General features: G+C 62.4%; 14 protein-coding genes and 1 pseudogene. 8 read left to right on the top strand and 7 right to left on the bottom strand.

What is annotated here, in order from left to right; translation table 11 throughout:
- Positions 1 to 7: 7 nt before the first annotated feature.
- The 3 genes from L6D81_RS28250 to L6D81_RS28240 form a co-directional block, all read right to left on the bottom strand.
- Positions 8 to 1,387: an MFS transporter gene (locus L6D81_RS28250; RefSeq protein WP_236182853.1), complete on the bottom strand. Its 1,380-nt coding sequence runs from the start codon at positions 1,385 to 1,387 to the stop codon at positions 8 to 10.
- Positions 1,388 to 1,513: 126 nt separating this feature from the next.
- A complete protein-coding gene (locus L6D81_RS28245; protein WP_236182852.1) occupies positions 1,514 to 2,248 on the bottom strand; it encodes an ArsR/SmtB family transcription factor in 735 nt (244 codons plus the stop codon).
- Positions 2,249 to 2,552: 304 nt separating this feature from the next.
- On the bottom strand, positions 2,553 to 3,482 hold the full coding sequence (locus L6D81_RS28240; RefSeq protein ID WP_236182851.1) for a LysR family transcriptional regulator: 930 nt from the start codon (positions 3,480 to 3,482) through the stop codon (positions 2,553 to 2,555).
- Between the two features lie 117 nt (positions 3,483 to 3,599).
- Between L6D81_RS28240 and L6D81_RS28235 the strand changes: the two genes are divergently transcribed.
- The 3 genes from L6D81_RS28235 to L6D81_RS28225 all read left to right on the top strand — a co-directional run bounded on the left by L6D81_RS28235 (position 3,600) and on the right by L6D81_RS28225 (position 5,278).
- Positions 3,600 to 3,893, top strand: a complete 294-nt coding sequence (locus tag L6D81_RS28235; RefSeq protein ID WP_011332308.1) for a putative quinol monooxygenase — start codon at positions 3,600 to 3,602, stop codon at positions 3,891 to 3,893.
- 31 nt (positions 3,894 to 3,924) lie between these two features.
- On the top strand, positions 3,925 to 4,938 hold the full coding sequence (locus L6D81_RS28230) for a zinc-binding alcohol dehydrogenase family protein (RefSeq protein ID WP_236182850.1): 1,014 nt from the start codon (positions 3,925 to 3,927) through the stop codon (positions 4,936 to 4,938).
- Between the two features lie 166 nt (positions 4,939 to 5,104).
- Complete coding sequence (locus L6D81_RS28225; RefSeq protein WP_011332306.1) at positions 5,105 to 5,278, top strand: hypothetical protein; 174 nt, start codon at positions 5,105 to 5,107, stop codon at positions 5,276 to 5,278.
- Positions 5,279 to 5,290: 12 nt separating this feature from the next.
- Here L6D81_RS28225 and L6D81_RS28220 read toward each other — a convergent pair whose 3' ends face one another.
- Both L6D81_RS28220 and L6D81_RS28215 read right to left on the bottom strand, forming a co-directional pair.
- Entirely contained in the window at positions 5,291 to 6,493 is a 1,203-nt protein-coding gene (locus L6D81_RS28220; protein WP_236182849.1) for a multidrug effflux MFS transporter, read from the bottom strand.
- 118 nt (positions 6,494 to 6,611) lie between these two features.
- A complete protein-coding gene (locus tag L6D81_RS28215) occupies positions 6,612 to 6,809 on the bottom strand; it encodes a heavy-metal-associated domain-containing protein (RefSeq protein WP_096819700.1) in 198 nt (65 codons plus the stop codon).
- 148 nt (positions 6,810 to 6,957) lie between these two features.
- Between L6D81_RS28215 and L6D81_RS28210 the strand changes: the two genes are divergently transcribed.
- The 3 genes from L6D81_RS28210 to cueR all read left to right on the top strand — a co-directional run bounded on the left by L6D81_RS28210 (position 6,958) and on the right by cueR (position 10,276).
- Entirely contained in the window at positions 6,958 to 7,341 is a 384-nt protein-coding gene (locus L6D81_RS28210) for a hypothetical protein (RefSeq protein ID WP_236182848.1), read from the top strand.
- 131 nt (positions 7,342 to 7,472) lie between these two features.
- Entirely contained in the window at positions 7,473 to 9,866 is a 2,394-nt protein-coding gene (locus tag L6D81_RS28205) for a heavy metal translocating P-type ATPase (protein WP_236182847.1), read from the top strand.
- Positions 9,863 to 10,276 (top strand): Cu(I)-responsive transcriptional regulator, encoded by a 414-nt coding sequence (gene cueR, locus L6D81_RS28200; RefSeq protein ID WP_236182846.1) that lies wholly within the window; start codon positions 9,863 to 9,865, stop codon positions 10,274 to 10,276. Before L6D81_RS28205 ends, cueR begins: the two co-directional genes overlap by 4 nt.
- Here cueR and L6D81_RS28195 read toward each other — a convergent pair.
- Complete coding sequence (locus L6D81_RS28195) at positions 10,230 to 11,444, bottom strand: MFS transporter (protein ID WP_236182865.1); 1,215 nt, start codon at positions 11,442 to 11,444, stop codon at positions 10,230 to 10,232. The genes cueR and L6D81_RS28195 overlap by 47 nt on opposite strands.
- A 59-nt stretch (positions 11,445 to 11,503) precedes the next feature.
- A complete protein-coding gene (locus L6D81_RS28190) occupies positions 11,504 to 12,400 on the bottom strand; it encodes a PA4780 family RIO1-like protein kinase (protein WP_011332300.1) in 897 nt (298 codons plus the stop codon).
- Positions 12,401 to 12,845: 445 nt separating this feature from the next.
- Between L6D81_RS28190 and L6D81_RS29800 the strand changes: the two are divergent.
- Together L6D81_RS29800 and L6D81_RS29795 are read left to right on the top strand one after the other, a co-directional pair.
- Positions 12,846 to 13,934 (top strand): annotated as a pseudogene (locus L6D81_RS29800) (cache domain-containing protein); the annotation flags it as partial.
- Between the two features lie 90 nt (positions 13,935 to 14,024).
- Entirely contained in the window at positions 14,025 to 14,792 is a 768-nt protein-coding gene (locus L6D81_RS29795) for a methyl-accepting chemotaxis protein (RefSeq protein WP_371850984.1), read from the top strand.
- Positions 14,793 to 14,872 lie beyond the last annotated feature (80 nt).

Genomic DNA, 14,872 nt, shown 5'->3' with positions numbered 1-14,872 from the left:
TCAGGATTCAGCGCACAACCGCTTGCGTCAGCTCTTCCAGTGTTTTGCCCCGGGTCTCCATCCCGAACAGCCACACCACCCCCGCCGCAATCGCAAAACACACTGCCCCCAGTGCAAACACCCCGCCCTGCCCCGTGATCGGGAACACCAGCCCGGTGACCAGTGGCCCGAGCAACGACCCCACGCGCCCGATGGCCGAGGCAAACCCAGAGCCCGTCGCCCGCGCCGAGGTCGGGTACAGTTCAGGTGTGTAGGTGTAGAGCACCGCCCACATGCCGAACAGAAAAAACTGCATCAACAGCCCCGTGCCGATCAGCAGCGCCACGTTGCCGCCGAACACTGCGCTCTGCCCGTACAGAAACGCCATCACCCCGCCGCCGAGCAACGTGACGATACACACCGGCTTGCGTCCCCAGCGCTCGACCAGCCACGCCGCCATCAGGAACCCGGGAATCCCACCGAGGGAAATCAGCACCGTGTAATACACCGACTGAGTCACGGCAAAACCCGACTGTTGCAACAACGCACTGAGCCACGAGGTCAGGCCGTAGAAGCCGAGCAGCGCGAAAAACCACAGGCTCCAGATCATCGTGGTGCGCTGGCGATACTGCGGCGACCAGATCTGTTTGAGCGCTGAAAGGAAATGGCCGGGCGGGGTCACGCTCCGTGGCAGGCGAACCGGCTCCGGCAATGCGGCGCCGCCGAGCGATGCCTGTACCCGCGCTTCAATCCCGCGCAATACCTTGTCCGCCGCTTCATGCTTGCCAGCCTGCTCCAGCCAGCGCGGCGACTCGGGAATGAAAAAGCGGATCGCCAGCACGAACACCGCCGGCACCGCCAGCACCAGAAAAATGTCGCGCCAGCCAATCAACGGCAGCAGGAAATACGACAGCACGCCAGCCGCGACGAAACCCAGAGGCCAGAAACCATCCATCAAGGCGATGTAACGGCCCCGACGCTGGGCAGGAATCAACTCCGACAACATCGACTGGGCAATCGGAAACTCCATGCCCATGCCGATGCCCAGCAGGATGCGAAACAGCGTCAGGCTCTCGACCGTCTGCGCCGTCGAGCACAGGTAACTGGCCAGCCCCCACAAGACAATGCTCCACTGGAACACCGGCTTGCGACCCAATCGATCAGCCAGCAATCCTGACAGCGACGCTCCCACCACCATGCCGAAGAAACTCGAACTGGCCAGCAAACCAGCCTCGGCACTGCTCAGGCCGAACTCGGCTTTGATCGAGCCGAGCAGGAAGGTCATCATCGCCAGATCCATGGAGTCGAAGAAAAACGCCAGGGCAATGATGATGAATATGATCCGGTGATAACCGCTGACTGGCAGACGCTCCAGTCGATCTGCCGCACTGAAGTTTCCCGTGTCCATGCCGCCTCCTCAATCCGAAAAAATCACCGGTTCGAGTGTGCGCGATAGCGGTTGCGCGCCTGTGCCAGATGCGACTTTTTCGCAGCCGTCGGCGACGCCAGGTACCACCTGGTTGGCAAAAATGCTCTACAACGCCATTTCCAACTCGGTTTCACAGGCAAATCGATGAATTTCCCGCTGGCCGGCCGCCGTCAGTTGCAGGGCGCGAGAATCATTGGGCAGCACCAGCCAGCCCGACTGCATGAACAGCTGCAACAGCGCCGCTCCCAGCGAGCCTCCCATGTGCGGACGACGCTCGCTCCAGTCCGGGCAGGCACACGCCACCTGGGCATTGCGGTGGGCCAGCGCCTGGATGTAGACCCCGCGCCCGGCCAGTTGTGTCGAGCCTTTGTGCGTCACGACCACCCGGTTTTCAAGCTGCTCGATCCAGCCGGCGTCGAGCAGCCGCTGGTACAGATCGGCAGCCAGCGTTCCCCCGAGATGGTCGTCGCAAAACCGCGCGCGCAGCAGTGACGAAGGGGCCGCCTGGGGTCTGACGACCGGAGAGGCACGCTTGAACACTTCGGGGATTTCTCGCGGGGCGCTGGCCAGGGTGGCACTGGCCAGCGCTTCGATGGCCACGCCGATTTCAGGAGCCGCCAGACGAAAGAAACGTTTGCGTCCGCGCGCCTCGACCTTCAACAGACCGCCAGCGGACAAGCGCCCCAGATGCGCACTGGCTGACGAAGGCGAAAGCCCGGCCAACAACGCCAGCTCCTCGGTCTGCCGCGCCGAGCCATCCATCAACGCCCACATCATCGCGCTGCGTTTGGGATCGGCCAGCAACGTGGCGATCTGGCTGATGCAAGGTGCATGTTCCATGTATTCACTCCCTGTTGAATCGTATCGTCTACTGCTCATAGACATCTTGACCAGTAATCAGTCGTCAGCCAAGGCGCGCAAAATGCCTTGAGCCGAGGCACTTTGCGCGCCGCAGCGAGGAAACCGCAGTACTGTCGCGACCCTCGTTCCTGCCCCGCAGGTTCCGGTCTGATCGTTCTCTTGCCGGCCTGTCGGTGCGGTCTTCAGGCGGTCGCTAGTATAAGCGGGTTGCTCGCTGCGTCCTGCGCCGGAGGAGACGTGGCTGGTGATTGTTCCTGAGAGAAATTTCGCTATTTACCTGCGACTAATGGTCAGACTCCTGAAAAACGGGAAATCGGCTACTCAATTCAGCGCAACGGCTGGCGAGCATTTCCCTCAGAAGGTTCACCGGCTTACTCAATTGTGCGCGATGGGCGCACAGCAGATTCAGCGGAGCGCGTTCGCAGAGCAACTCCGGCAGCAGCACTTTCAGCCGTCCCGCCAGCACATCACCGGCCACATCAAGCCACGATTTGTAGGCGATGCCGGCGCCCGCCACCGCCCACAGGCGCACCACATCGGCGTCATCACTGAAGCGGTCGCCACTGACCGTGAGGCTGACCTCGCGCTTGCCGTCATGAAAACTCCAATGGTCATGCACCCGGCCACCGAGCATGTACAGCAGGCAGTTGTGCTGCGCGAGCTGTTCCAGATGCAGCGGCTCGCCGTGCCGGACCAGGTAGTCAGGAGATGCGCACAACACCCGTCGGTTGTGCGGGGCAATCGGCAATGCCACCAGACTGGAATCTTCCGGTTCGCCATAGCGCAAGGCGATGTCCACCGGCTGGCGAAACAGATCGGCGATGCGGTCACCCAGCAACAGGCGCACGGTCAGCTTCGGATGCTCGCGCTGAAAGTCGTCGAGCCAAGGCAACAGCAGGTTGCGGCCAAAATCCGAAGGCGCCGACAGCTGCAGAATGCCGCTGACCTGGTCCTGCCCGCTGGCCAGCAGACGGCGGCCTTCATCCAGGTTGCTCAAGGCAGCGCGGGCGTATTCAAGAAACCCTTCACCTTCGGCCGTCAGCCGCAGACTGCGAGTGGAACGCGCCAACAACCGCGCGCCGAGTTGCTGCTCGATTCGCTTGAGCGCCGCACTGGCCACAGCAGCGGACAGGTCCATCACCCGCGCCGCCGCCGACAGGCTGCCCAGATCCGCCGCCCGGACAAACAACTGCAAGTCATCGAAACGCAGCATCCTCAGCCTCGATTATCAAAAAAACATTGAAAGAGACTGCTCTTTTAGCCGGTTTTATCTCCGGCAGAAATAGCCAATCATGCCTTCCATCGAATTCATCCCGTCCCGGAGTCGAACATGTCCCAGCCCTTCACCGCCATCGCCACCCTGATCGCCCGACCTGGCCAGCAGGACGCGCTCGAACAGCACCTGCGCGCCCTGATCGAACCGACCCGCGCCGAAGCCGGTTGCGGTCAGTACGAACTGCACCAGGACCTGGCCAATCCACTGGCCTTCTACATGATCGAACAGTGGGCCAGCGACGAAGCGCTGCAGGCCCACGATGCCAGCGCGCATATCCAGCATTTCCGCAGCCAGGCCGAGGCGTTCCTCGAACACTTCGAACTCAAGCGCCTGCGCGTCATCGCCTGAAGCCTTCCTTTATTCACTTTCGGAGACCTCCATGAAAGCCATCGCCTATTACGCCTCGCTCCCGATCAGCGACGAAAAATCCCTGCAAGACATCGAACTGCCGGAACCGGTGCCCGGCCCGCGCGACCTGCTGGTGGAAGTCAAAGCGATTTCGGTCAACCCGGTCGACACCAAGGTTCGCCAGAACGTCGCGCCGGAAGGCGGCGCCGCCAAGGTGCTGGGCTGGGACGTGGCCGGTGTGGTCAAGGCTGTCGGTAGTGAAGTGACCCTGTTCAAGGCCGGCGACAAAGTGTTCTACGCCGGCTCCATCGCCCGGGCCGGTGGCAACAGCGAATTGCACGTCGTCGATGAGCGGATCGTCGGGCACATGCCGAAAACCCTCGGCTTCGCCGAAGCCGCCGCCTTGCCGCTGACCGCGATCACGGCCTGGGAGCTGTTGTTCGAACGCCTGCAAATTCGCGAAGGCAACACTGAGGAAGGCCAGAGCCTGCTGATCGTCGGCGCGGCCGGCGGCGTCGGTTCGATCCTCACCCAACTGGCCAGCCAGTTGACCGGGCTCAAAGTGATCGGCACCGCCTCCCGCCCGGAAACCCGCGACTGGGTGACCGAGCTGGGCGCCGATCGGGTGATTGATCACAGTCAGCCGTTGAGCGAAGAACTGAAGCGCGCCGGTATGGCCCACGTGACCCACGTCGCCAGCCTGACCCAGACCGACCAGCACCTGGACCAACTGGTCGAGGCTCTGGCGCCGCAAGGCAAACTGGCGCTGATCGACGATCCGAAGTCGCTGGACGTGACCAAACTCAAGCGCAAGAGCCTGTCGCTGCACTGGGAATTCATGTACACCCGCTCGCTGTTCGAAACGCCGGACATGATCGAGCAGCACAAACTGCTGAACCGGGTGGCCGGGCTGATCGACAGCGGTACATTGAAAACCACGGTCGGCGAGCACTTCGGCACGATCAACGCGAGCAACCTGCGCCGCGCCCATGAATTGCTGGAAAGCGGCAAGGCCAAGGGGAAAATTGTTTTAGAAGGTTTCTAAAACACGCAAGACCGCAGCCTTCGCCAGCGCCAAAAATGTCTGGCTCGGGGCTGCGGTGTTTTTTTTGCCGTCAGTCAGATGCTTGACCCTTGTCACAATTGCGATCGTATTCAGGACTACAATCGAGTCCTCTGCGATGCAATCTTTTACGTACGGGAGGTCAGCAATGAAGATCCTGATAAAAGAAGTGGCAAAGTCCCAGTGGCAAGTTCGTCTTGACCAGCACGCCGTGACCTTCCGCAGCGAGGCCGAAGCTCGCGCCTTCACTCGCACCCTCGAAGCGCGTATTTGCGCGCCCCATCAGATTCCCGACCTCGGCCAGCAACGCGCTGTCGGCTGAGGTATTTCGTTTCTAGACTTCAGCCTGCGCCTTTGCGAGCGCCCGGGCATTCTGGATGCGCCGGGTGAGCAATGCAGCGCTCACCACCAGCAACCCGCACAGGCTGATGACCATGGCCATCGGCACGGCGGAGCCATCGTGTAATACCCCGACCAGCGCCGACGCGCCGGCGGCGACGCTGAATTGCAGGCTGCCAAGCAACGCCGAAGCACTGCCGGCTCGACCGCCCTGCCCGTTCATCGCACACGCCGCCGCATTGGGGCTGATGCAGCCAAGGCTGGCCACGCAGACGAACAACGGAATCAGCAATGGCCACAGTGCCTCGGTGTGCAAGGCGCTGACCGCGAGCAGTGTCAGCCCGGCGCCCAGGTAAACCCAGACCGCCCGTGACAGCAGAAAGGCCGGACCGCGCTTGGCCAGCAGGCGCGCATTGACCTGCGCCACCAGAATGAACCCGGCCGCGTTGGTGCCGAACAGCCAGCCGAAATGCTCGGCCGGCACGCCGTACAGTTTGATGAAGATGAACGGGGAGCCGGCGATGTAGGCAAACATCCCGGCGATGGCGATGCCGCCGGTCAGGGCATGGCCCATGTACACCGGATCGGCCAGCAGCCGACCATACTGACGCAGGGCGCCGGACAACGGCTGGCGCGGAACATGCGCCGGCAGACTTTCCGGCAGGCCGACGGCCACTGCCAGTCCGGCCAGGGCACTGAATCCGGTCAGTACCAGGAAGATCGACTGCCAGCCCGTGGTGTTGACCAGCAGGCCGCCGAGCATCGGCGCCAGAATCGGTGCGAGCCCCATCACCAGCATCAGCTGCGAAAAGACTTTCGCCGAACCCACCGCATCGCATTTGTCGCTGACCACCGCCCGGGCAATCACCATTCCCGCACAACCGCCCAGCGCCTGAACCAGCCGGGCGCCAATCAGCCATTCCAGGTTCGGTGCATAGGCGCAGGCCACGGACGCCAGCGTGAACAGTGTCAGGCCAATGAGCAACGGAACCCGCCGGCCGAAGCGATCCGCCACCGGCCCGTAAGCCAGTTGGCCGATGGACAGGCCGAAGAAGTAAGCCGACAGCGTCAGCTGGACGTGTTTCTCATCGGTGCCGAACGCCAGCGCCATGGTGGGAAACGCGGGTAGATAGAAGTCGATCGCCAACGGACCGAAAGCGGTCAGGGCACCGAGAATCAAAAGGGTACGGAAGTTCATCAGGCGTCCAGGTCCGGCAGGCAGTGGGGTGGGCACTTTGGTAGAAAGTGCAGCCCGACAGTCTAGCCGGGCGAGGACGCCTTGAACATTCCGATAGCTCGCTAACTATTAAAAAAGATCAGGCGAGTTTGATGACGTAACCCTCTTCGCTGATCGCTTCGATGACCTGCTCGGCGCTCAGCGCACTTTCGACGCCGACTTCCTTCGCCGCCAGATCGACCCGCACGCTGGCGGCCGGATCCTTGCTCTGCACCGCCTGGGTGACGGCTTTGACACAGTGACCGCAAGACATGCCTTCAACAGTGAACACTTGCATGGAATGACTCCTTTGAGTGAGGTTGCCGGCAGTTTCGAGCTTGCCACGATGGCAAGGTCAAGTTCTGCAAAAAACTGCCGGGCTGGCAATCGGCGCCACGCTCGGCCAAGCTGCACGCATCAATGACATGAATTCAGGAGATTCAGCCATGCGCTGGTCAGCTTTCAGCCTGTTTGGCTTTCTCAGCCTCTTTGCCGCGATTCCTTCGGTGCATGCCGCCGGGGAAGATTATGGGGTGCTGATCATTTCCCGAGAGCGCCTGGAAGTGGCGACCTCCTGCGAAATCGGCGTGTACATCCAGGATCAACTGTCGGCGCGCCTGTTCCAGGAGCAAAGCACGTCGTTCAACCTGCCGCCGGGCAATGTCTCGCTGCGCCTGAAACTGCTGCCGGGACAGATGCCGGGTTGCAACCCGGGCATGCTCGCGCCGGGCTCGCAGGAGATCAAAGTGCGTGCCGGCGACATCCTGAAATTCCGCATCGCAATGAACCAGGAAGGCATGTACCTCAAGCCGACCGGCCTCGGCTATTGAGGCACGCTTGTTCCCACGCTCTGCGTGGGGACGATCGGGCGAGTGGGGCGGCGGGTAGCGAAAACGAGCACTTGACCTTGCCAGCATGGCAAGGTTGATCCTGTAGGCATCTTCTACAGGGAGTACGACCGATGTCCGATTCCATCACCTTCGATCTGCCCATCAGCGGCATGACCTGCGCCAGTTGTGCCGGTCGTGTCGAGCGGGCGTTGAGCAAAGTCAGCGGCGCCAGTGCCGTCAGCGTCAACCTCGCCACCGAACAGGCCCGGGTGCAGGCCCCCGGCGACAGCCTGCCGGCGCTGATGGCGGCAGTCGAGCGCGCCGGTTACAGCGTGCCGCAGCAAACCGTGGAATTGAACATCGACGGCATGACCTGTGCCTCCTGCGTCGGTCGCGTCGAGCGCGCCCTGAACAAGGTTGCGGGGGTGAAAAGCGTCAGCGTCAACCTCGCCAATGAGCGCGCTCATCTCGAATTGCTCGGCGCTGTAGACCCACAGATCCTGATCGCCGCCGTGAGCAAGGCCGGTTATTCGGCCAGCCTCTTCGAAGCCGAACACCCGCAAACCGACAATCGCCAGCAACGCCTGAACCATGAGCGCTGGGCGCTGATCTGCGCCATCACCCTCGCCTTGCCGCTGGTGCTGCCGATGCTGCTGCAACCGTTCGGCATACACTGGATGCTGCCGGCCTGGGCGCAATTCGCCCTCGCGACCCCGGTGCAATTCATTTTCGGCGCACGTTTTTATGTGGCCGCGTGGAAAGCCGTACGCGCAGGCGCCGGCAACATGGATTTGCTGGTAGCCCTGGGCACGAGCGCCGGTTATGGCCTGAGTCTCTACGAATGGGCGACTGCTGACGGGCGCATGCCGCATTTGTATTTCGAGGCCTCGGCAGTGGTCATCGCGCTGGTGCTGCTCGGCAAATACCTTGAAAGCCGCGCCAAGCATCAGACCGCCAGCGCCATCCGCGCACTGGAAGCGTTGCGGCCGGAGCGGGCGATTCAAGTCATCGATGGCCGCGAACAGGATGTCGCCATCAGTGCCCTGCGCCTTGGCGATCTTGTATTGGTCAAACCCGGTGAACGCTTCCCGGTGGACGGCGAAGTGCTGGAAGGCCAGAGCCACGCCGATGAAGCGCTGATCAGCGGCGAAAGCCTGCCAGTGCCCAAACAGCCGGGCGACAAGGTCACCGGCGGAGCGATCAACGGCGAAGGCCGCTTGCTGGTGAGCACCACGGCGCTTGGCGCAGAGAGTGTGCTGGCACGGATCATTCGCTTGGTGGAAGACGCCCAGGCCGCGAAAGCGCCGATCCAGAAACTGGTGGATAAAGTCAGTCAGGTGTTCGTACCGACCGTATTGCTGCTGGCCCTGGCCACGCTGATTGGCTGGTGGCTGTACGGCGCGCCGCTGGAAACCGCGCTGATCAATGCCGTCGCGGTGCTGGTGATCGCCTGCCCATGCGCACTCGGCCTGGCGACACCGACCGCAATCATGGCCGGCACTGGCGTGGCGGCGCGGCACGGGATTCTGATCAAGGACGCCGAAGCACTGGAACGTGCCCATCAAGTCAGCGCCGTGGTGTTCGACAAGACTGGCACCCTGACTTCCGGCACGCCGCGCATCGCACATTTGAGTGCGATCGACGGTGACGAAAACGCCCTGCTGACAGCAGCCGGTGCGCTGCAACGCGGCAGTGAGCATCCGCTGGCCAAAGCGGTGCTGGATGCCTGTGCCGAACGCCATCTGAACGTGCCCGATGTCAGCGACAGCCAATCCCTGACCGGACGCGGTATCGCCGGCAGCCTCGACGGCCGGCGCCTGGCCCTGGGCAACCGGCGCTTGCTGGAAGAAAGCGGTCTGAACGCCGCAACCCTGAGCGAATCGGCCAAGGCCTGGGAAACCGAAGGCCGCACGCTGTCCTGGCTGATCGAGCAAAGTCCGGAACCCCGCGTGCTCGGGCTGTTCGCCTTCGGCGACACCCTCAAGCCCGGCGCGCTGCACGCGGTGCAACAACTGGCGGCCCAGCACATCCACAGCCACCTGTTGACCGGCGACAACCGCGGCAGCGCCCGAGTGGTTGCCGAAGCGCTGGGCATCGAGAACGTCCACGCCGAAGTGCTGCCGGCGGAAAAGGCTGCCACCGTCGCCGAGCTGAAGAAAACCGGAGTCGTGGCCATGGTCGGCGACGGCATCAACGACGCCCCGGCGCTGGCGGCGGCCGACATCGGCATCGCCATGGGCGGCGGCACCGACGTGGCCATGCACGCCGCCGGCATCACCCTGATGCGCGGCGACCCCCGGCTGGTGCCGGCTGCTCTGGAGATCAGCCGCAAGACCTACGCGAAGATCCGCCAGAACCTGTTCTGGGCCTTCGTCTACAACCTGATCGGCATTCCGCTGGCGGCGTTCGGCTTCCTCAATCCGGTGCTGGCCGGCGCGGCGATGGCCCTGTCGAGCGTCAGCGTGGTCAGCAATGCGCTACTGTTGAAAACCTGGAAACCCAAGGATCTGGAGGACAACCGATGAACATCGGCCAAGCGGCCCGCCACAGCGGCCTGAGCGCGAAGATGATCCGGTATTACGAATCGATCGGCCTGCTAAAGGCCGCCCATCGCACCGACAGCGGTTATCGCGTCTACGGCGACGATGATCTGCACACGCTGGCGTTCATCAAGCGTTCGCGGGACCTGGGCTTTTCACTGGAGGAAGTCGGCAAGCTGCTGACCCTCTGGCAGGATCGCCAGCGCGCCAGCGCCGATGTGAAGGCCCTGGCCCGCCAGCACATCGACGAGCTGAATCAGAAGATTCGCGAACTGGGCGAACTGCGCGACACCCTGCAGGATCTGGTGGAACACTGCCACGGCGACCATCGCCCGGACTGCCCGATCCTCAAGGAACTGGCGTCGGGCTGCTGCGCGCATCCCGCCCGCGTCTGAGCAGCAGGACCTTCATCGACAGCACAGTGGCAAGAGGAATGCCGTGGAACAACAGCACCACGGCACCCGGCGCCCACCAGTCATAGAACGGTGCGGCGATCAGCATGCCGACGCCGAATCCGGTCATCTGCAACAACGTCAGAAAGCTGAAGATCGGCAGGCGCAAAGGCTCCGGCTCCCGCTGCAGACGAGACATCAAGCCGACTTCCGAGAAGCCGTCGCCCAACCCGGCCGGCAGCGAAAAGAGCAACAGACCGACAACGCTGTGCTGCTGGAACATCAGGATAAAACCGCAGGACATCAACAACACGCCGCCGAAGTAGCGCCGTTCCAGATGAATGTTGTCGGCGCCGTTCAGACGACTGGCGATCCGCGCGCCGAGCAGTTTGCCGATGGCCCACACCGCGAGCATCAGGCCCAGCGTGGTGCTGGCCGAGTCCGGTGTCAGCAGTTTGGAAATGATCGGAAAGCCGACGTTGTGCGCAGCGCTGCCAAGGGTGTCGGCCATGGTCACCGCCAGCATCGCGGCCACCACCGGGGCACTGCGCAGGCCCTGCAGCAAGGCTGCCCATTCGCTGCGCTCAGCGCTGGATTCGTTGACGGGTTCCGGTGCGCTGAAGCGCAGCGGCGCAATCAACAGCGCCGCCAACAGATAGGTCAGCGCATTCAGCGCGAACACCGTTTCAAAACCAAATCCCGCGACCAGCAACCCGGACACCAGACTGCCGCCGACCATCGCCATGGACGAGGCGGACGTGATCCACGCATTGGTCTTGAGCAACTGCGCCGGCTCGATCAAGCGCGGCAACTGACTGTTGAGGCCAATGGCGAACATCGAATTGCCAAAGCCCAGGCCGAACGCAATCAGCGGCAGCCACAACGCCTGCTGACTGACCGGGACGATCAGCAACAATCCGAGCACAGCAGCACGCAGCAGATCGAAGGCAATCAACGGCAAACGACCGCTGCATCGACGATAAAACGCGGTGCCGATCAGGCTGGCGAAAATCCCGCCACCCACCCGACTGGCCAGGAAGATCCCCACGCTCATCGCGCTGTTGCTCAGCAGATAGACATAAGTGGCCAGCGCAACCATGTTCAGGAACGCGCCGAAATCGGAAATCAGCCGGGCCGTGATGATCAGCCGGGCATTGCGGGAAGTGGTGATCACTATCAATCCTTGAATGTGTAAAACCCGGCCGAAGCCGGGTTTTCTTTTTCAGGTGCTCACTGCATCCACGGTGGCGGAGGCGGTTCGTCGGACTTGCCCTTGGGCTCGTCGTCCGCCGCACGGATGGCTTGCTTGCGCTCCTCATCCAGACGCGCCGCTTCGATCTCGCGCAGCACCCCGCCGACATCGGCCAGGTCCTCGGGATCGTCAAACTCGCCGGTCAGCACGCTGGCCGGGTGCAACGTACCCGCTTCGTACAACGCCCACATTTCCTTGGCGTATTTGGTCTTCTTCAACTCTGGGGCGAACCGGCCGAAGTACGACGCCATGTTGCCTACGTCACGCTCGAGCATGCTGAACGCGTGGTTGTTGCCGGCGGCGTCCACCGCTTGCGGCAGATCAATGATGACCGGCCCGGTCGGCGTCAGCAGCACGTTGAACTCCGAGAGGTCACCGTGCACCAGACCGGTACACAGCATCAGCACGATCTGCGAAATCAGGAACGCGTGATATTCGCGGGCCTGGTCCGGCTCCAGCACCACGTCGTTCAGACGCGGCGCGGCATCGCCGTATTCATCGGCCACCAGTTCCATCAGCAGCACGCCTTCGAGGAAGTCGTACGGCTTGGGCACGCGCACCCCGGCGTTGGCCAGGCGGAACAGCGCCGCGACTTCGGCGTTCTGCCAGGCGTCTTCGGCTTCCTTGCGCCCGAACTTGGAGCCCTTGGCCATCGCCCGGGCCTGTCGGCTGTTGCGAACCTTGCGGCCTTCCTGATACTCGGCTGCCTGGCGGAAACTGCGTTTGTTCGCCTCCTTGTAGACCTTTGCGCAACGTAACTGATTACCGCAGCGCACCACATAAACAGCTGCTTCTTTGCCACTCATGAGTGGACGCAGCACTTCGTCGACCAGACCGTCCTCGATCAGGGGTTCAATGCGTTTTGGAGTCTTCATCAGCTTTTATTGTGGGTCCTTTATTACCAAACACGCGAATGTCATTCGTTATACGGCAATCCTCGCATCACGGGGAGGGGTTGCCGACCTGTGAACCTGTGGATACACACACTGTGCCGGATAAACCGGGCCGACCGGAGCCTCGTTGGCGACCGCTGCGAATCATAGCCGAGGCTGTCGAAGTTGTTGGCGACAGGACTTGAGGGCATTTGCGACAGAATCTGACATCCAGCCGCACGCGACTCGTAAGAATTTTCTCTTCCGGCCTCAATTTCCCCTTCACGCAGCCGAATTCCTCAGAGACAGAGGGATTTGTCCGACAATCGTTCCAACAAAAACTTTCGATGCCGCACTCAAGGAAACGGGTGAAAAACAACGTTTTTCGGCTGCCAATTACCGCGAGTCATCTGCACTGCGTGGGCCTACAAGAAAATCTGGAGCGCGGATGAACATCAAACAGAAGTTGACCTGGGCGTTTGCAATCATCGCCTGCTTGCCCGTGGTGCTGGTCGCCACGCTGGTGGTACTGAACCTGCGCAGCGATGCCCGGGACGATTTTGTCGACAGCAGCGGGCGCGAGATCCGTCAGGTCAGCAATGCCATGCAGCTTTTCTTTGACGGTATCAGCCAGAACGTCGAGTACCTGGCGACGCAACCGCTGATCAAGAACACCGACGACAGCCTCAAGACCTACATGAGCGCCAACGCCGAAAGCATTCCGCAGGGCGAGATGGACAAGAAGGTCTTCGCCTTTCTGCAGGACCTGGGCAACAGTCACCCGGCCTACGCCTACGCAATCGTCGGCACCGCTGCCGGCGGCTACGTCTCCTGGCCCGACGATCCCAAGCTGAACAACTACGACCCGCGTCAGCGCCCGTGGTACAAGGCCGCGCAGGCCAAACCCGGCAAGCCGCTGCGCACCGCCGCCTATTACTGGGCACAGGACGATGCGACTTACGTCAGCACTGTGCGCACCATCGATAACAAGTTGGGCAGCAACGGCGGCGTAGTCAGTATCGACGTCACCCTCAAGCAGCTCACCGAGATCGTCAAACAGATCAAGCTGGGCGAAAGCGGCTACCTGATGCTGCTGGAAAACAGCGGCACGGTGCTGGTCGATCCCAAGCAGCCCGAGCACAACTTCAAGCCGCTCGACAGCCTCGGCGAGGGCTACGCGCAACTGGCCAAGGCCGGCAAAGGGCTGGTGGAAGTCGAGCTCAACGGCGAGCGCTACATGGCCAACGTCTGGCCGTCGGAGCAACTGGGCTGGACGTTCATCGGCCTGATCAAACAGAACGACGTAATGAGTTCGGCCACTAAACTCACCTGGCTGATCGCAATCATCGCGGCCGTGCTGGCGGTGATCTTCGCGGTGGTCGGCGCCAGCTTCGCCAGCCTCATCGTGCGGCCGATCCGCAGCGTGGCCAGCGGTCTGGAAGGCATCGCCCAGGGCGAAGGCGACCTGACCAAGAACCTCGACATCCGTGGCAGCGACGAAACCGCGCAACTGGCCAACTGGTTCAACCAGTTCCTCACCGCGATCCGCAGCCTGATCCAGCACATCGGCGGCGCGGCCGGGAAAATCCTCGCCACTTCGCAGAGTTCGACCCGGGTCTCCGGCGACATGGCCGAAGCGGCCGGACGCCAGCGCGAAGCGGTGGACATGGTCTCGACCGCGTTCCACGAAATGGTTGCCACCGCCAACGAAGTCGCCCGCTCGTGCAGCCAGGCGGCCGAGTCGGCCGACAGCGGCCAGCGCCAGGCCCGCGAAGGTCAGCAGCAGATCGATGCGGCGGTGCACAGCGTCGATCAACTGAGCCAGGAACTGGAGCAGTCGGCGCAGTCGATGCAACAACTGGAACGCGACAGCAACGACATCCAGTCGATCCTCGGCACCATCCGTTCCATCGCCGAACAGACCAACCTGCTGGCGCTCAACGCGGCCATCGAGGCGGCGCGTGCCGGCGAGCAAGGCCGAGGTTTTGCGGTGGTGGCCGATGAGGTGCGCGCACTGGCCAAACGCACGGCGGATTCGACGGCGGAAATCGACGGGCTGCTGGGCAACCTCGCCAAACGCACCAGCGCGGTGACCCAGCAGATGCGCGCCAGTCTCGACGTGTCCCAGCAATCGGTGGCACGCATCGGCGAGGCACGGGAAAGCTTCGGTCAAATCCGAGAGTCGGTGGATGTGATTCGCGACATGAACACGCAGATTGCGACGGCGGCGGAAGAGCAGCATCAGGTGGCTGAAGACATCAATCGGCACATCAGCCAGATTCATGGGGATGCGCAGCTGGTGGCGGAACTGGCGAATTCGGCGCGGCTGGATTCGCAGAGTCTGGCGGGGTTGTCGAATGAGCTGGATGGGTTGGTACGCAGGTTCCGTACCTGAGTGACCTTCGCAATCCCCTCTCCTTTGGGGAGAGGGGAGTCTTGCTTTTTCAGCGCTCGACGATCGCCGTCACACCCTGC

Origin of the sequence: Pseudomonas sputi (assembly GCF_021603585.1) — a bacterium.
Classification (GTDB): domain Bacteria; phylum Pseudomonadota; class Gammaproteobacteria; order Pseudomonadales; family Pseudomonadaceae; genus Aquipseudomonas; species Aquipseudomonas sputi.
Note: the sequence above shows the minus strand (reverse complement) of the source record. Positions and strands in the feature narration are given on the sequence as shown.